14 protein-coding genes are annotated in these 15,926 nt (G+C 68.0%); 10 read left to right on the forward strand and 4 right to left on the reverse strand.

Features of this window, described 5'->3' with window-relative positions:
• The first annotated feature begins 10 nt into the window (after nt 1-10).
• Entirely contained in the window at nt 11-247 is a 237-nt protein-coding gene (locus tag AC1RMY_RS02190; RefSeq protein ID WP_492862298.1) for a BolA/IbaG family iron-sulfur metabolism protein, read from the forward strand.
• Between the two features lie 56 nt (nt 248-303).
• Complete coding sequence (gene grxD / locus AC1RMY_RS02195; protein ID WP_492862299.1) at nt 304-639, forward strand: Grx4 family monothiol glutaredoxin; 336 nt, start codon at nt 304-306, stop codon at nt 637-639.
• A 79-nt stretch (nt 640-718) separates the two neighbouring features.
• Here grxD and AC1RMY_RS02200 read toward each other — a convergent pair whose 3' ends face one another.
• Together AC1RMY_RS02200 and AC1RMY_RS02205 are read right to left on the reverse strand one after the other, a co-directional pair.
• Nucleotides 719-1,678 carry a hypothetical protein gene (locus tag AC1RMY_RS02200; RefSeq protein ID WP_492862300.1) on the reverse strand — a complete coding sequence of 320 codons (960 nt, stop codon included), beginning with the start codon at nt 1,676-1,678 and terminating at the stop codon, nt 719-721.
• Nucleotides 1,679-1,759: 81 nt separating this feature from the next.
• Entirely contained in the window at nt 1,760-3,490 is a 1,731-nt protein-coding gene (locus AC1RMY_RS02205) for a carbamoyltransferase family protein (protein WP_492862301.1), read from the reverse strand.
• Nucleotides 3,491-3,646: 156 nt separating this feature from the next.
• Between AC1RMY_RS02205 and AC1RMY_RS02210 the strand changes: the two genes are divergently transcribed.
• Nucleotides 3,647-5,008: a metal-dependent hydrolase family protein gene (locus tag AC1RMY_RS02210; RefSeq protein ID WP_492862302.1), complete on the forward strand. Its 1,362-nt coding sequence runs from the start codon at nt 3,647-3,649 to the stop codon at nt 5,006-5,008.
• 24 nt (nt 5,009-5,032) lie between these two features.
• On the opposite strand, the gene tlpA is transcribed toward AC1RMY_RS02210, so the two are convergent.
• Nucleotides 5,033-5,665, reverse strand: coding sequence for a thiol:disulfide interchange protein TlpA (tlpA, locus tag AC1RMY_RS02215; RefSeq protein WP_492862303.1), 633 nt, complete (start codon nt 5,663-5,665; stop codon nt 5,033-5,035).
• Between the two features lie 27 nt (nt 5,666-5,692).
• On the opposite strand from tlpA, the gene argH reads away from it, so the two are divergent.
• From argH to AC1RMY_RS02235, 4 genes are all read left to right on the forward strand, one after another.
• Nucleotides 5,693-7,084 carry an argininosuccinate lyase gene (gene argH, locus AC1RMY_RS02220; RefSeq protein ID WP_492862304.1) on the forward strand — a complete coding sequence of 464 codons (1,392 nt, stop codon included), beginning with the start codon at nt 5,693-5,695 and terminating at the stop codon, nt 7,082-7,084.
• A 220-nt stretch (nt 7,085-7,304) separates the two neighbouring features.
• Entirely contained in the window at nt 7,305-7,568 is a 264-nt protein-coding gene (gene lptM, locus AC1RMY_RS02225; protein ID WP_492862305.1) for an LPS translocon maturation chaperone LptM, read from the forward strand.
• Between the two features lie 9 nt (nt 7,569-7,577).
• Nucleotides 7,578-8,867, forward strand: a complete 1,290-nt coding sequence (gene lysA / locus AC1RMY_RS02230; RefSeq protein WP_492862306.1) for a diaminopimelate decarboxylase — start codon at nt 7,578-7,580, stop codon at nt 8,865-8,867.
• A gap of 144 nt (nt 8,868-9,011) precedes the next feature.
• The gene (locus tag AC1RMY_RS02235; RefSeq protein ID WP_492862307.1) at nt 9,012-11,723 is read left to right on the forward strand and encodes a TIGR02302 family protein; all 2,712 of its coding nucleotides are present in this window, start codon (nt 9,012-9,014) and stop codon (nt 11,721-11,723) included.
• A gap of 159 nt (nt 11,724-11,882) precedes the next feature.
• Here the strand turns inward: AC1RMY_RS02235 and yddG are convergent, their stop codons facing one another.
• On the reverse strand, nt 11,883-12,764 hold the full coding sequence (yddG, locus tag AC1RMY_RS02240) for an aromatic amino acid exporter YddG (RefSeq protein ID WP_492862308.1): 882 nt from the start codon (nt 12,762-12,764) through the stop codon (nt 11,883-11,885).
• A 190-nt stretch (nt 12,765-12,954) separates the two neighbouring features.
• On the opposite strand from yddG, the gene AC1RMY_RS02245 reads away from it, so the two are divergent.
• The 3 genes from AC1RMY_RS02245 to AC1RMY_RS02255 all read left to right on the forward strand — a co-directional run bounded on the left by AC1RMY_RS02245 (nt 12,955) and on the right by AC1RMY_RS02255 (nt 15,923).
• Entirely contained in the window at nt 12,955-14,151 is a 1,197-nt protein-coding gene (locus AC1RMY_RS02245) for an MFS transporter (RefSeq protein ID WP_492862309.1), read from the forward strand.
• A gap of 158 nt (nt 14,152-14,309) precedes the next feature.
• Complete coding sequence (locus tag AC1RMY_RS02250) at nt 14,310-14,558, forward strand: hypothetical protein (protein ID WP_492862310.1); 249 nt, start codon at nt 14,310-14,312, stop codon at nt 14,556-14,558.
• A gap of 123 nt (nt 14,559-14,681) precedes the next feature.
• Complete coding sequence (locus AC1RMY_RS02255; protein ID WP_492862311.1) at nt 14,682-15,923, forward strand: MFS transporter; 1,242 nt, start codon at nt 14,682-14,684, stop codon at nt 15,921-15,923.
• Nucleotides 15,924-15,926: the final 3 nt, after the last annotated feature.

Raw genomic sequence — 15,926 nt, forward strand, 5'->3', positions numbered from 1 at the left:
GAGACCGGCCATGGCGATGGATGCCCACGACATCGAGGCGATGATCAAGGCGGCGCTGCCGGATGCGGTCGTCGAGATCAAGGACCTCGCCGGCGACGGCGACCACTATGCCGCGACCGTGACTTCGGCCGCCTTCAAGGGCAAGACGCGGGTGCAGCAGCACCAGATGGTCTACGCCGCGCTCCAGGGGAATATGGGCGGCGTGCTGCATGCCCTTGCGCTGACGACGGCGGTTCCCCAGAATTAGAGCAGATCGTTCCAACCGTCCTTGCGGGCCTTGACCCCGCCCAGGGAGACCAGACCATGACCGACGTCAATGCCCGCATCGATGCCGAAGTGAAGTCCGCCGATGTCGTGCTCTTCATGAAGGGCACGCCGCAATTCCCGATGTGCGGCTTCTCCGGCCAGGTCGTGCAGATCCTGTCTTATGTCGGCGTGCCGTTCAAAGGCGTCAACGTGCTGGAAGACCAGGAGATCCGCGAGGGCATCAAGGCCTATTCGAACTGGCCGACGATCCCCCAGCTCTACGTCAAGGGCGAGTTCATCGGCGGTTGCGACATCACCCGCGAGATGTTCCAGGCCGGCGAACTGCAAGCCCTGCTCGAGGAGAAGGGCATCACGGTCAAGCAGGCGAGCTAACGCTCCGCCGAAATCGGAACAGTAAAGGCTCGCGGCACGCAGCGTGCCGAGGGCCTTTTGCGTGAGGGGCGATCGGACGTCACTTTCCCCTGAACGCGATCGAGTTCGCGACGCGGTCGATCGCCGGCTTGAGCCCGTCGAAGGCTGCGCTCGGCGAGATCGCGAGTAGCCGCACGAAGCGCCCGTCCGGCCCGATCGCGAGACGCTGCTCGAAGCGCTTGCCCTCGCCATCCTGGCCGGCGAGCAAATAACCCTCCACTGCGGCGAAGCGGGTCTTTTCGCGCTGCGCGATCGTAGCGGCGGTGAAGCCGCGGGTCTGCTTGAGCAGCGTTTCCGACAGCGCCTCCAGTTTCGCGCCGCGGCCGCCCGAAAGCTGGGCGGCGACGATGATCAGAGGCTGGCTGCCGGAGGGATCGGCGTCGAGCGGTCCGGAGGTCATCAGCACGCCGGCGCCGCCGATGGTGTCGACGATGCGAAAGGGTTCGGCGCTGGCGACGGCGAAGGGAAGGGCGCCGAGCTTCTCTTCCAGGCTGGGTTCGGCGCCCAGCGAGACCGATTTCAGCATGGTCTCCACCGTGTCCGTGGACAGGCCCGCATCCTGCGGCGACTGCACGGTGATCATTACAGTCCTGCCGCCCTTGAAGAGCGCGACCCATTTCGCGAAGCTCGTGCCCCCGGCATTCTGCGTGCCGACCAGCAGCGGGACATTGCCCGCCCTGGTGTCGAGGTCCTTGCGCGAGGCCACGTCGACATTCTGCTTGGCGAAGTTGACCTTGGCCGTATCGAGGGAGGCGAAAAGCTGCGACAGTGCCGGATGCGCTTCGGCCGGCAGTTCCGCGACGAGCACCGAGGCCTTGGTCTGCGGATTCTGCAGCCCGGCGAAGCCATTGGCCGGGACGAAGCCCTTCGGCGGCACGAGCGAGACCGTGGTGCCGGGAACGGCGAGGCGCTCCTCGGCGAACGTCGGCAGCGCCGGCAAGGCGAAAAGCGCGGCGGCCAGGATGTGAGCCCCGCGGCGGGTCGGTCGGAGGATGGTCAAGCTCTGATCTCCTGCGCGTGCGACGATGGCCGCCGCGGCGTGCAGGCTAGGCAGGAGCATTGGCTGGATTGTGACGAGCGTTCACTTCACCAGCAGCCAATCCTCGACGACGAGCGCATCGAGCCCGCTGGTGTAGAACATCAGGATCGCGTCCTCCGCCGTGTGCAGGATCGGCTTGCCCATGATGTTGAAGGAAGTATTGAGGATCACCGGCACGCCCGTCAGGCCGTGAAAGGCCGAAATCAGCGCGTGGTAGCGCGGGTTGCGCTCCGCGGTGACGCTCTGGAGCCGCCCGGTGGCGTCCTCATGCACGACCGCCGGGACACGGTGGCGCACCGTATCCTTCCAGACCAGGGTGCGCTCCATATAGGGCGCGTCCTGATAGTCCTCGAACCAGTCCGGCGCATGCTCCGCCAGGATGGACGGGGCGAAGGGGCGGAAGGCCTCGCGGTACTTCACCTTGGCGTTGAGGATGTCCTTGGCCTCGGCGGGGCGCGGATCGGCGAGGATCGAACGGTTGCCGAGCGCCCGGGGGCCGAATTCGGCTCGGCCCTGGACCCAGCCGACGAGCTTGCCTTGTGCCAGCAGCGTCGCGGTGGCCGGCGCGATCTCGCCAGGCGCCAGCTTGCGCAGGCGTGGTTCCCAGGCCTGCATCCGCTCGAAGGGTTCGGTCGAGACGGCCGAACCGAGATAGGGCGACAGCGGGCCTTTCGGCGCGCGCCAATCGGGATTGGCTTCGGCATGGCTGAGCCAGGCGGCGCCGACGGCATTGCCGTCATCGGCCGGCGCGCTCGGCACGAAGACCTCGGTAAAGCCGTGGCGGCCGACGATCCTACCGTTGAAGGAGGAGTTGAGCGCGCAGCCGCCGGCGAGCACGAGATTGGTCGAGGGCACGAGGAAGGCCGTCTCGGAGAGCAGCGCGTCCATCATCTCGGCGAAGACATCCTGCCCGCAGCGGGCGAGATCGGCCCAGCCCTGCTCGAGCGCTTCGGCCGGACGCAGGCGCAAAATCTCGCTGCTGACCTCGCGCACGATGTCGGCGTCTGCGAAGGAGAGCTTGTGCCCGTCGATCTTGTAGAGCCGGCGCAGCAGCGCCATCAGGCGATCGTCGCGGTGACCATAAGGCGCCAGCCCCATGATCTTCCATTCCTCGCCCCTGGCCTGGTCGAAGCCTGCGAGATCGGTGACGAGGCCGAAATAGAAGCCGATCGATTCACGGCCGCGATGGCGCTTCACCTCGCGGATCTGTCCGCCCTCCAGCGCGAAGATGGCGGATGCGCCGATCTCGCCCATGCCGTCGACGACGAGGCAGGCCGCGTCCGTGAACGGGGAGGACCAGCACGCGTAAGCCGCATGGCTGAGATGGTGGCTATAGCGCTTCAGCCCGGTGACGTTGGCCTGGCCGAAGGCCCGGTCGAGGCCGAGCAGGGTGCCGATGCCGGCACTCTGCTGGCCCTGATGCAGCGAGGCGATCAGGGCGCGCTCGGTGCGCTCCGGCACCAGCGAGCGGTTGAGTTCGGGGGAGAGCTTGAGCAAGGCTTCGAGAGAAAAGGAGCCGGCGCGGCTCATCTGGTCGAGGAAGCCGGTGAAGTCCTCGCCCCAGCTCGAGGCGATCGCAACCTCCGCACCCTCGGGGATATAGCGCTTCAGCAGCCCTTCCATGCGCAGCACCGAATCCGGCTCGCAATTGGGCGCGCGCTTGTATTGCAGGTAGCGCTCCGTCGCCTCCGCGAACAGCACGTCGCCGTCAGGGCCGATGATCGCGATCGCAGGATCGTGGAAAGTGGTCGCAAGGCCGATCGTATAGGTCATGGCCGGCAACGTATCATGACAATCGTGAGTGATTTCCTGTCGCCTCGCCCGGCGGCTCGGTTGCGAGACCGGCCGACAGCGGCGCTTGCGTGGCGGCCGTCGTGGGCTACAGATGGCCATGCGGGCCGGTGAACTGCACCTTGGGGAGAGAGAAGCATGACGTCGCTGTCCCGACGGGCCTTCCTCGTAGCTCTGCCGGCCGCTGCGACCGGGCTTGCGTCCCCCCTTCGCGCGCAGGTCGCTCCAGTGACCGGCGCCACCGCGATCCTGTTCCAGAATGTGCGCATCTTCGACGGCTCGGGAAGCGCGCTCTCGGCGCCATCGCAGGTGCTGGTCCGCGGCAATTTGATCGAGCGCATCGCGACGACGCCGATCACCCCGGAGGCAGGCACGACCGTCATCGCGGGTGGCGGGCGGACCCTGATGCCGGGCCTCACGGACATGCACTGGCATGCGATGATGGTGCGCTCGACGCCGGCACAGTCGCTCTTCGGCAATCTGGGCTTCAACTACCTGACCGCCGGCGCCGAGGCGACCGACACCTTGATGCGCGGCTTCACCACGGTTCGCGACATGGGCGGGCCGTCCTTCGGCCTGAAGCAGGCGATCGATGGCGGCGTGGTGCCCGGCCCGCGCATCTATCCCTCGGGGGCGGTCATCACGGTGACGAGCGGGCATGGCGATTTCCGCCAGTTGACGGACCTACCCCGGAAGCCTGGCGCGCTGTCGCGCATGGAGGAGATCGGCGGCAGCATGGTCGCCGACAGCCCCGACGAGGTGCGGATGCGCGTCCGGGAGCAGCTGATGCAGGGCGCTTCCCAGATCAAGCTGACGGCGGGCGGTGGCGTCGCCTCGCCCTTCAGCCCACTCGACGTCTCGACCTTCACCGCCGACGAGCTGCGCGCGGCCGTCGAGGCAGCCGATAACTGGGGTACCTATGTCGCGGTCCATGCCTATACGCCCCGCGCGATCAGGCGCGCCATCGACGTCGGCGTGAAATGCATCGAGCACGGCCATCTGATGGACGAGGAGAGCGCCCGGCTGATCGCGGCCAAGGACGTCTGGCTGAGCACCCAGGCCTTCCCGGACGAGATGGCCGATGCGTTCCCGCCGGGTTCCTTCGAGCGACAGAAGGCCTATGCCGTGTTCGCCGGCACGGAGAAGACCTTCGAACTGGCGAAGAAGCACAAGCTGAAGATCGCCTTCGGGACCGACATCCTGTTCTCGCCGCAGCTCGCGACGCGGCACGGGGAGTTGCTGGCCAAGCTCGGCCGCTGGTTCACGCCCGCCGAGGCGCTCGGCATGGCTACGGCTACGAATGCGAAGCTCCTGGCGATGTCGGGCGAACGCAATCCCTATCCGGGTAAGCTCGGCGTGGTCGAGCAGGGGGCGCTGGCGGATCTGCTGCTGGTCGACGGCAACCCGCTGGAGAATCTCGGCCTGGTCACTGATCCCAGCAAGAACTTCGTCGTGATCATGAAGGACGGCCGGGTCTACAAGAACACCCTGCCGGGCTGACGGCGCCGCGGCGGCGATCTGCTCTCACGGCTGCTTCAGCGCCGCCCCGATCAGCACCTTGGCGTCGGCGCTGGCCCAGTCGGCGGGGCCCTGGAGGATCGCGAGTTCGCAGCCCTGCGCGTCGACGATCAGGCTGACCGGCATGCCCTCGACCTTGCGGGCGGCGCGCAGGTCCTGGAAGACCTTGGCCTGCGGGTCGGCATAGTAGGGCAGGGCGGCGATCTTACGCTCGGCCAGCCAGGCCTTCGGCTTGTCGAGACTGCGGGTGTCGATGTTGATCGCGACGACCGCGAAATCCGGCCCCCCGAGCGCAGCCTGCAAGGCATCCAGCGCCGGCATTTCCTTCAGACAGGGCGGGCACCAGGTCGCCCAGAGATTGACCAGGATGGTGCGGCCCTTGAAGGCGGCGAGCGATATGGGGACGCCGTCGGGCCCGTTGAAGGCAAGGTCCGGCGTCGGCACCGGCGTCGCGTTGACTTGCACGGCGGCGACTTCACCGCGCGCCAGCGGCGCCATGCGCTTCGCCGTCGCACGGGCGGCACTGCAAGAAGCGGAATTGCCGGCATCGCCCGCGACGGAGTAGAAGGCCGCGACGCCAGCGGCCGCGACAAGGGCCAGCGCTCCGATGGCGGCCGTGATTTTCGTTCGAGACCTCATCGCGCCCTAGAAGCAGGAAAGACCGTCGTGAGCAATCGCATGTGGGGTGGGCGTTTCGCCACGGGTCCCGACGCCATCATGGAGGAGATCAACGCCTCCATCGATTTCGATCAGCGCCTGTGGCGCCAGGACATCCGCGGTTCGCTCGCCCATGCAGCGATGCTCGGCGAGACCGGCATCCTGACGAAGGAGGATGTGGCTGCGATCAGCGCCGGGCTCAAGCAGGTCGAGGCCGATATCGAGGCCGGGACCTTCACGTTCTCGCGTGCGCTCGAAGACGTTCACATGAATGTCGAGAGCAGCCTGAAGGACCGGATCGGCGCCGCAGCCGGGCGCCTCCACACCGGCCGTTCGCGCAACGACCAGGTCGCGACCGACATGAAGCTGTGGGTGCGCGACACGCTCGACCAGCTCGACGAGCAGATGGCCGATCTCCAGCTGGCGCTCGCCGAGAAGGCCGAGGCCCACGCCGGTTCGGTGATGCCCGGCTTCACCCATCTCCAGTCGGCGCAGCCGGTGACCTTCGGCCACCATCTGCTGGCCTATGTCGAGATGCTCGGCCGCGACCGCGGCCGCGTCGCCGATGCGCGCGCCCGGCTGAACGAGAGCCCGCTCGGCGCGGCCGCCCTCGCCGGCACTTCCTTCCCGATCGATCGCGAGATGACGGCGAAGGCGCTCGGCTTCGACCGGCCGACCGCGAATTCGCTCGATTCGGTCTCGGATCGCGATTTCGTGTTGGAGACCCTGGCCGCGGCCTCGATCTGCGCGATGCACCTGTCGCGCCTCGCCGAAGAGATCGTGCTCTGGGCGACGCCGCAATTCGGTTTCGTGCGCCTGTCCGACGCCTTCTCGACGGGCTCCTCGATCATGCCGCAGAAGCGCAATCCCGATGCGGCCGAGCTGGTGCGCGGCAAGGCGGGGCGCGTCTTCGGAACGCTGCAGCAGATGCTGACGATGATGAAGGGCCTGCCGCTGACCTATTCCAAGGACATGCAGGAGGACAAGGAAGGTACCTTCGACGCGCTCCAGACGCTGTCGCTCTGCCTTGCCGCGATGGCCGGCATGGTCCGCGACATGCAGCCCGACCTGAAGGTGATGAAGAAGGCCGCCGGCCTCGGCTATGCCACGGCCACCGACCTCGCCGACTGGCTGGTGCGGGTGCTCAAGATGCCGTTCCGCGACGCGCATCACGTCACGGGCCGGCTCGTCGGCATTGCTTCGGAGAAGAAGGTCGGGCTGGAGAAGCTGACGCTCGCCGAGATGCAGGCGGTGGAGCCGAAGATCACCGAGGCGGTCTTCGCCGTGCTCGGCGTCGAGCAGTCGGTCAAGAGCCGCGTCAGCTATGGCGGCACGGCGCCGGCGAATGTCCGCCGTCAGGCCAAGCGCTGGCTCAAGAAGCTCGCGACGAAAAAGGCGTGATCCACCCCGTCATGCTCGACCTTGTGCCGACCATCCACGCCTTGAGCGCCTGTCATGCGCAAAGACGTGGATGGTCGGGACAAGCCCGACCATGACGCACAGGGTGCCAACATACCGAGTGACGCGGCGGGGTCGGCAAAGCCTCGCCTCCGCCGCCATCCTTCGCTACAGTCCCGCCACGCTTCGCCCAATATCTGCTTTGGCCCAAGGGTTCGCTTACGTGCTGCACTCCCGCCTGAAAATCGGCCGCGCCGTCCTGGTCGCTGGCCTGCTCGCCGTTGCGCTCGGGGCCTGTGGCCGCAAGGGACCGCTCGAAGCCCCGCCGAACGCGACCAACGCGATCGACCTGCCGGATTCGCAGATCGGCGCCGTCGAGAGCGATGCCGCCTCGCTGGGCCAGACCTCGATCATGGCCAAGCCGGCCAAGGCCAACCGGGCGATCACCGTTCCCGAGAAGCCCTTCGTGCTCGATCCGATCCTCTAAGAGCATCCGATGCATCATTTCAGCTATCGCGACGGTTCCCTCTTCGCGGAGGATGTCGATCTGCGCCGGATCGCGGCCGAGGTCGGCACGCCGGTCTATGTCTATTCCTCGGCGACGATCGAGCGGCACTACCGGCTGTTCGAGGCGGCGGTGAAGGCGGCTGGACCCACGGGACAGGCGCATGTCTTCTACGCGATGAAGGCCAACGGCAATCTCGGCGTGCTGAAGACGCTGGCCGCGCTCGGCGCCGGCGCCGACACGGTCTCCGAGGGCGAGATCCGCAAGGCGCTCGCCGCGGGCTTCCCGCCGGAGAGGATCGTCTTTTCCGGGGTCGGCAAAGCTGAGAGCGAGTTGCGCTTCGCGGTCGAGGCCGGGATCTACCAGGTCAATATCGAGACCGAAGGCGAGCTCGACCTGCTCTCGCGCGTCGCCGCTGCGCTGGGCAAGCGCCAGGAGGCGGTGTTCCGGGTCAATCCCGACATCGGCGCCGGCGGCCACGCCAAGATCACCACAGGCTCGTCGGAGAACAAGTTCGGCGTTTCCTTCGAGGAGGTCGGCCGGCTCTATACGCGCGCGGCCAACATGCCGGGCGTGCGGATGATGGGGCTCGCCGTGCATATCGGCAGCCAGATCCGCCAGACCGATTCCTATGAGGCGGCCTATTCCAAGATGGCGGCCTTGTTGGGCAGCCTGCGCGGCGAAGGCCACCGCGTTGACCGGCTCGATCTCGGCGGTGGCCTCGGCATCCCCTACGACATCCCCCGGGATTTCGACCACGGCCCCGGCCTGATCGAGGCCTATGCGGAGATGGTCGGGCGCGTCACCAAGGGGCTCAATGTCGAACTGGGCTTCGAGCCGGGGCGCCTGATCGTCGGCAATGCCGGCATCCTGATGACGCGGGTGCTGCATCTCAATCCGCGGCCGACCAAGCAGTTCCTCGTCGTCGACGCGGCGATGAACGACCTCGTCCGGCCGGCGATGTACGAGGCCTATCACGAGATCTGGCCGGTGTCGGAGCCGGAAGCGGGCGCGGCCGAGGTGGCCTATGACGTGGTCGGGCCGATCTGCGAATCGGGCGACACCTTCACCACGGGCCGGGTTCTCCCTGCCCTGAAGCCGAACGACCTGATCGCCTTCATGACCGCCGGGGCCTATGGCGCGAGCATGTCCTCGACCTACAACCAGCGCCTTCTGGTGGCGGAAGTGCTTGTAAAGGGCAGCGAATATGCCGTGACCCGGCCGCGCCAGAGCTATGAGGAGCTCCTCGGCACGGATCGTGCACCGCCCTGGCTCGCCTGAATTCGCGTTCACGAAACGTCGAGCAGGCTGTGTGTGACCGGCCTTCGCTCTGGCCTTGCCACATTCCCGTGTTAGCGTCGGGGACGCGGTGGATGTCCAGGCGGAGATTTCCCAGCGGCATTGGGGGCGGCTCGGAGCGACGGCATGAATGAGGCGCAGCGCCGCAAGGCGCCGGATCGGATCGAAGGCGTGCGGCAGCGGCTGGCGCGCCTCGCCATGGCGTCGCGCGTTTCGCTCGGCTGGGAACGGCTCTGGCCCAGGCTCTGGCTTCCCGTCGCGGTTCTCCTGACCTTCCTGGCCGTCTCCTGGTTCGGGCTGTGGACGCATCTGCCCTGGCAGGGGCGTGCGATCGGCCTCATTCTGTTCGCAGCGGCGCTCGCCGCCAGCCTCTGGCATGTGGCGATGATGGCGCTGCCGACGCATCGCGATGCGTTGGCGCGGCTCGACCAGTCGCTGGCTGGCAGTCATCGCCCGGCCTCGGCGCTGGAGGACAGCCTCGCCGTCGGCGCCAAGGACCCGGTCTCGCAGGCGCTCTGGGCCCTGCATGTCGAACGCCAGAGCGCGCGCATCGCCGGCCTGAGCGTCACCCCGCCCCAGCCGCGCATGGCGGGCCGCGATCGCTACGCACTGCGCGCCGTGCCGCTGATGGCGGCCGTCACCGCCTTCTTCGTCGCCGGCCACGAGACGATCCCACGGCTGCGCGCGGCCTTCGACTGGCGTGGCCCTTCGCTGCCGGCGCCTGCGATCCGCGTCGATGCCTGGATCGATCCGCCGGCCTATACGCGCCTGCCGCCGATGCTGATCGATTTCGCGAAGCTTGCGAGCCCGCAGATCAGCGCGCCGGAGAAGTCGACGATCGTCGTGCGGATCGCCGGCAAGACCTCGATGGATGTCGCGACGACCGGGCGGCTCGAGTTGCTGCCCCCGGCCGATGCCAAGGAGGGCAAGCCTGCCGCTGCGCCGAAGCCGGCGGGGAGTGAGGCCCCGGCCGTTCTGGAGAAGCGTTTTACCTTGGTGGGCAACGGCACGCTGCGGCTGACCGGCCTCGGCGCGCCAGGCGGGACGCTCGCGATCACCGCCATCGCCGACCAGCCGCCGCAGGTCTCGTTCGTGGAGCCACCCAAGCCGGTCACGGGCGCGCAGCCGGGCGGGCTTTCGGTCGCCTACCGCGTCAAGGACGATTACGGCCTCGCTTCCGTGGAAGCGACGGTCGAGCGCAGCGGGCCGCCCTCGACCGGGCGCTCGCTGGTCGAGGCGCCCAGGCAGACGCTCAGCGCGCCGTCCTCGCCATCGGGCGAGGAGGAGATGAAGAGCACCGTGGATTTCTCGGCCCATCCCTGGGCCGGCGCCAAGGTCCGGATGACGCTGGTCGCGCGCGACGAGGCCGGCCAGGAGGGGCGCAGCGAGCCGCTCGAGGTCGTGCTGCCGCAGCGCACCTTCGCCAAGCCGCTGCCCAAGGCCCTGGTCGAGCAGCGCCGCAAGCTCGTCATGGATGTCGATGACCGCCGCAAGGTGCAGCTTGCGATGGATGCGCTGATGATCGAGCCCGATCTCTTCATGAAGGAGACCGGCGTCTATCTGGGCATGCGGATGATCACCGAGCGGCTGCGCCGCGCCTCCAGCGACGACCAGTTGCGCGAGGTCGCGGAGCTGATGTGGGCGCTGGCGCTCCAGCTCGAGGATGGCGACCTGTCCGACGCCGAGCGGGCGCTCAGGGCCGCTCAGGAGAACCTGCAGCAGGCGCTGGAACGCGGCGCCTCCGAGGAGGAGATCAAGAAGCTCACCGAGGAGATGCGGCGGGCGCTCGACCAGTTCATGCGCCAGCTCGCCGAGCAGATGCAGCGCCAGCAGCAGAACGCCGATCCGAACCAGATGTCGCAGCTTCCGGAGAATTTCCGGACGGTGACGCCGCGCGACCTGCAGAACATGCTCAACCGCATCGAGGAATTGTCGAAGCGCGGCGACATGGCCGAGGCGCAGCGGCTGATGGAAGAGCTCAACCAGATGCTCAACAATCTCCAGATGGCGCGTCCGGGCCAGCAGGATCCGCGCCAGCGCGAGATGAATCAGGCGCTCTCCGATCTCGACCGGATGACGCGCGAGCAGCAGCAATTGCGCGACGAGACCTTCCAGCAGGAGCAGCAACGCCAGAACCGGACGCAGCGCGGCCAGCGTCCCGGCCAGCAGCAGGCCCGCCCGGGCCAGCAAGGCCAGCGCCAGCAAGGGCAGCGCGGCCAGCAGGGGCAGCGCGGCCAGCAGCCGGGCCAGCAACCCGGCGACCAGGGCGAGGATGGCGAGGACGGCGAAGGCCAGGCCGAGAACGGGCAGGGCCAGGGCGGGCAGAGCCTCGCCCAGCGCCAGCAGCAATTGCGCGAGCGCCTGCAGGATCTGCAGCGGCGCATGCGCGGCATGGGCGCGCCGCAGCAGGGTGAACTCGGCGAGGCCGAGGACGCCATGGGTGAGGCCGGCGAGCAGCTCGGCCAAGGCCAGGGCGAAGGCGCGCTCGACGCCCAGGGTCGTGCACTCGAAGCCTTGCGCAAGGGCGGCCAGAACCTCGCCCAGCAGATGCAGGGCCAGCCCGGCGAGGGCGGCGAACCCGGCGAGGGCGCCTATGGCGAGCCCGACGGGCAGCCGGCGGGGCGGCCTTCCGCGCAGCAGCGCGGCCGGGAAGATCCGCTCGGCCGGCCGCAGCGCCAGCGCGACTGGGCGGACGGCCGGGTGCGCGTCCCCGGCGCCGACGAGAGCGCGACGCAGCGGGCGCGGCGCATCCTCGAGGAGCTGCGCCGCCGTCTCGGCGACCCGTCGCGGCCGATGGAAGAGCTGGATTATCTGGAGCGCCTGCTCCGGCGGAATTGAATCCGCGCCGTTTCCAGAAAGGACGCGGGGAACCCTCTCCCGGAGGGAGAGGGCAGGGTGAGGGGTAGGCCGTTCGACGTTTGGCCGTGACCTCCGCTGCCGCCGTTAGGTTCCCGTTTCACTGGTCCAGCGGCCTACACCTCACCCCTGCCCCTCTCCTTACAGGAGAGGGGTTCCCCGCGGTTCCTTCGTGCGACGCTCCCAGCTCGCCACCAGCGCCCCGACCACGATCAGCACGCAGGAGATCGCGAGCAGCCAGCTCGGTGCGGCGTAGCCCGCCAGCACCAGCACGATCGTCGAGAGTACGGGGGCGGCATAGGAGGCGACGCCGAGCAGGGCGACGTCGCCCCGCTTCATGCCGATGTCCCAGACCACGAAGGCGAGCCCGATCGAGCCCAGCCCCAGGCCCAGCACGCCGGCCCATTCGACGGTTGTCAGCGACCAGAGCGTCGTCTCGAAGGCGAGGTGGCAGGCGAAGGCGGGAAGCGCGCAGCCGAGCATGGTGATGCAGAGGCTTTCGGAGGGCACGTTGGCGAAACGGCGCGAGACCACGGAGTAGCTCGCCCACACGAAAGCGCCGAGCGCGGCCAGCAGATGGCCGAGCGCCAACCCCTGGCCGGAGCCGAGACCGCCAGAGATCAGCATCGCGGTGGCGGCGAGGCCGATCAGCGCGCCGATCAGATGGCGCAGCTTGAGCTTGCCGCCGGGCAAAAGGGCGGCGAACAGCACGATCAGCAGCGGCCAGAGATAATGGATCAGATTGGCCTCGGCGGCCGGCGCGGTCTTCACGGCGGCATAGTAGAGCGCGGTGTCGCCGAACGGACCGTAAAGCCCCAGCGCAAAGGAGGCCGGCGTCGGGCGGATGCGGGAGAGCTCGCCGCGCAATGCGGTGATGGCGAGGATCAGCAAGCCGCCGATCACGAAGGTCATGCCGACGAGCTGGAAGGGCGGCACCCGCCCGCTCATCGCCGTGAACAAAGCGAGCGTCGACCAGAGCAGGATGGCGAGGAAGCCGATGAAGGTGGCGGTGCGCGGGGTCATGGTCGATGCAGTCGGCGGGCCCTGTGAGCGGGCGGCCTCGATAACAGGTAGCGCAGCGATTGCAGCAGTTCTTTCTGCTGTTCACGCCGCCTTTTGCGCCGCAGCACGGCTTTCACGCCATGGATGCCATGATCTGCACGCCGTGCCGTGGCATTGACCGCGGCGGGGCGAAGGCTCAAGCGTCGCTGCCATGACCACCTTATCGCTGCCCGCCGCCGAGCGCCGCCCGCTGATCCCGATCCTCGTCGCCCTGAGCGTCGCGCATCTGCTGAACGACCTGCTTCAGTCGATGATCCCGGCGCTCTATCCGCTGATCAAGGAGACGTACCGGCTCGATTTCGTCCAGATCGGGCTGATCACGCTGGCTTTCCAGGTGACCTCGTCGCTGCTGCAGCCGCTGCTCGGCTTCCTGACCGACAAGAAGCCCTGGCCCTATGCGATGGTCGCCGGCATGGGCGCGACGCTGTGCGGGCTGCTGGCGCTGGCCTTCGCTGCGAGTTACGGCATGGTGCTGCTGGCCGCGGCGCTGGTGGGCCTGGGCTCGGCGGTGTTCCACCCCGAGGCGACGCGCATGGCGCGCCATGCCGCGGCCGGCCGGCAGGGCCTGGCGCAGGGCCTGTTCCAGGTCGGCGGCCATGCCGGCTATGCGATCGGCCCGCTGCTCGCGGCCGCGATCGTGGTGCCGCGCGGACAGGCGAGCCTGGCCTGGTTCTCGATCGTCGTGCTGGTCGCGATGATGCTGATGTCCTGGACCGCCTCGCGCTACAGCGCCTTCCGGCGCAACCAGGCGAAGGGGCATGGCGACGACGTCGCAGCGCACGGCCTGTCGCGGGGGCGCGTGCTGTTCGCGATGACGATCCTGATCCTGCTGCTGATCTCGAAGAACGGCTACAACGCCGCCTTCACCTCCTACTACACCTTCTACCTGATGACGCGGTTCGAGATCACCGTGCAGCTCTCGCAGATCATGCTGTTCCTCTATCTGCTGGTCTCGACCTTCGGCGTCATCATCGGCGGCATGATCGGCGACCGGATCGGCCGCGACCGGGTGATCTGGCTTTCCATCGTGGGGTCCTTGCCCTTCGCACTTCTGCTGCCGCATGCCGACCTGTTCTGGACCGGCGTGCTCAGCGTGATCATCAGCTTCGTCATGGCCAGTGCCTTCTCGGCGATCCTGATCTATGCGATCGACCTCGTGCCGCACCGCGTCGGGCTGGTCGGCGGCCTGTTCTACGGGCTCTCCTTCGGGCTCGCGGGCGTCGCGGCGGCGGTGCTGGGTGCGCTGGCGGACCGGATCGGCATCGTCCAGGTGTTCGCGATCACGGCCTGGCTGCCGGCGCTGGGGCTCCTGACCTTCCTGCTGCCGAAAGCCGGGCGGGCGAACTGACGCGACAGCGTCCATCCGGCACTCGCAACCCTCATCCTTCGAGACGCAGCCTGCGGCTGTTCCTCAGGGTCAGGGCTCAAAAAGCGATCTCGACGAGCGCTTGAACAAATCATGAACATAAACTATGTTCATGTGAGCTGACCACGGGGATAGTAATCATGTCCGACAACAAGAAGCAGACATCATCCGATATAGCGTCGCAGGCAGCCTCCACGTTGAGTGATCCGGGAGCTTCTGCGATCGCCAAGAGCTTGGCAGCTTCGGCGCTGTCACAATCCGGCACCGGCCGCCAAACCGGCGCAGAGATGGAAGACAAGGCAGCGCGAGTCCTAACAAGCAGCAAGTACAGCGACGAGACCAAAGCGCTCGCCGGGTCGGTGCTCTCTCAATCGAACAAGAAGCGATAAGCGGGGCGGTGGCTCTGCAACGCCGCTTTTTCGTGCTGCGACGCAAGGAACCCACATTTCGCACCTAGCGTTTCCGCCTGATCCGGCCGTCTTCCCGGCGGCCGGCCGCGCAGGAGGAAAGCCGTGCTGGTTCAGATCGGAACGCTGATTGCCGCGACCAGCCTGATCCAGCTCGCCAATGGCTTCTTCAACACCTTCCTCTCGCTGCGGCTGACGACCGAGAATTTCGGAGCCACGGCGACGGGCATCGTGCTCAGCGCCTATTTCATAGGCTTCACCGTCGGGGCGGTCGGCTGCGGCGGCGTGATCCAGCGCATCGGCCATATCCGCGCCTATGCCGCCTTCGCCGGGTTCGTCATCGTCGGCGCGGCGCTGATGCCCTTGCTGGTCCAGCCGGCGGCCTGGATCGCCTGCCGCGTCGCGATGGGCATTGGTTGCGTCGGCCTGTTCATCACCACGGAGAGCTGGCTCAACGCCAAGGCCGAGCCGAGCCAGCGCGGGCGGGTGTTCTCGACCTATATGGTCGGCACCTTCCTGGCGCTCGCGGTCGGGCAGCTCGTCATCGCGAAACTCTCGATCGAATCGGCGGCCGCTTTCCACGTCGTCGGTGCGCTCTTCGCGCTGGCGCTGGTCATGGTCTGCACGACGCGGGCGGAGGCCCCCACGACCGTCGCCGAGGGCGCCTCGCTGCCCTATGGCGATCTGACGCGGCAGGCGCCGGTGGCGGTCGCCGGCTGCGTCGTCAGCGGCATCATCAGCAGCGCCTTCTATGCGCTGGTTCCGGCCTGGATGCTGACCAACGGCATCGCCCAGGGCACGATCGCCCTGTTCATGCTGGTCGCGGTGCTCGGCGGGCTGGCGCTGCAGGTGCCGGTCGGGCGCCTGTCGGACCGGAACGACCGCCGCCTGGTGCTGGCGGGGCTCGCGGTCGGCTTCGCGGCGGCGGCGGTTCTGCTCGTGCTGATGCCGGCGCGGCTCGCGGCCGTGCTGCCGGTCGCCGCCCTGCTCGGCGGCTTCATGTCGACGCTCTATCCGGTCTGCGTCGCCCATGCCTTCGACCGGATGCCGTCCGATCGCGTGGTTGCGGTGAGCGGCCGGCTGATCCTGGTCAGCGGCTTCGGCTCGGCGCTGGGGCCGGTGCTGGGCGCCGCCATCATGGCGCGCTTCGACATCAACGGCCTGCTCTACTTCATGGCGCTGATGACGCTGCTGCTGGCAGCGCTGGCGGGCTTGCGGATCCGCGTCAGGGAGGCGCCGGAGCGGATGGAGCGGCCCTTCGAGATCATCGACCCGATGACGGCGCCGATCTCGCAGGAACCCGAGGCGACCGAGGCGGACGGGTCGCCTCGGCCGGTTCCGGCCTGATCG

This window comes from Allobosea sp. GW822-FHT03F07 (assembly GCF_058801345.1).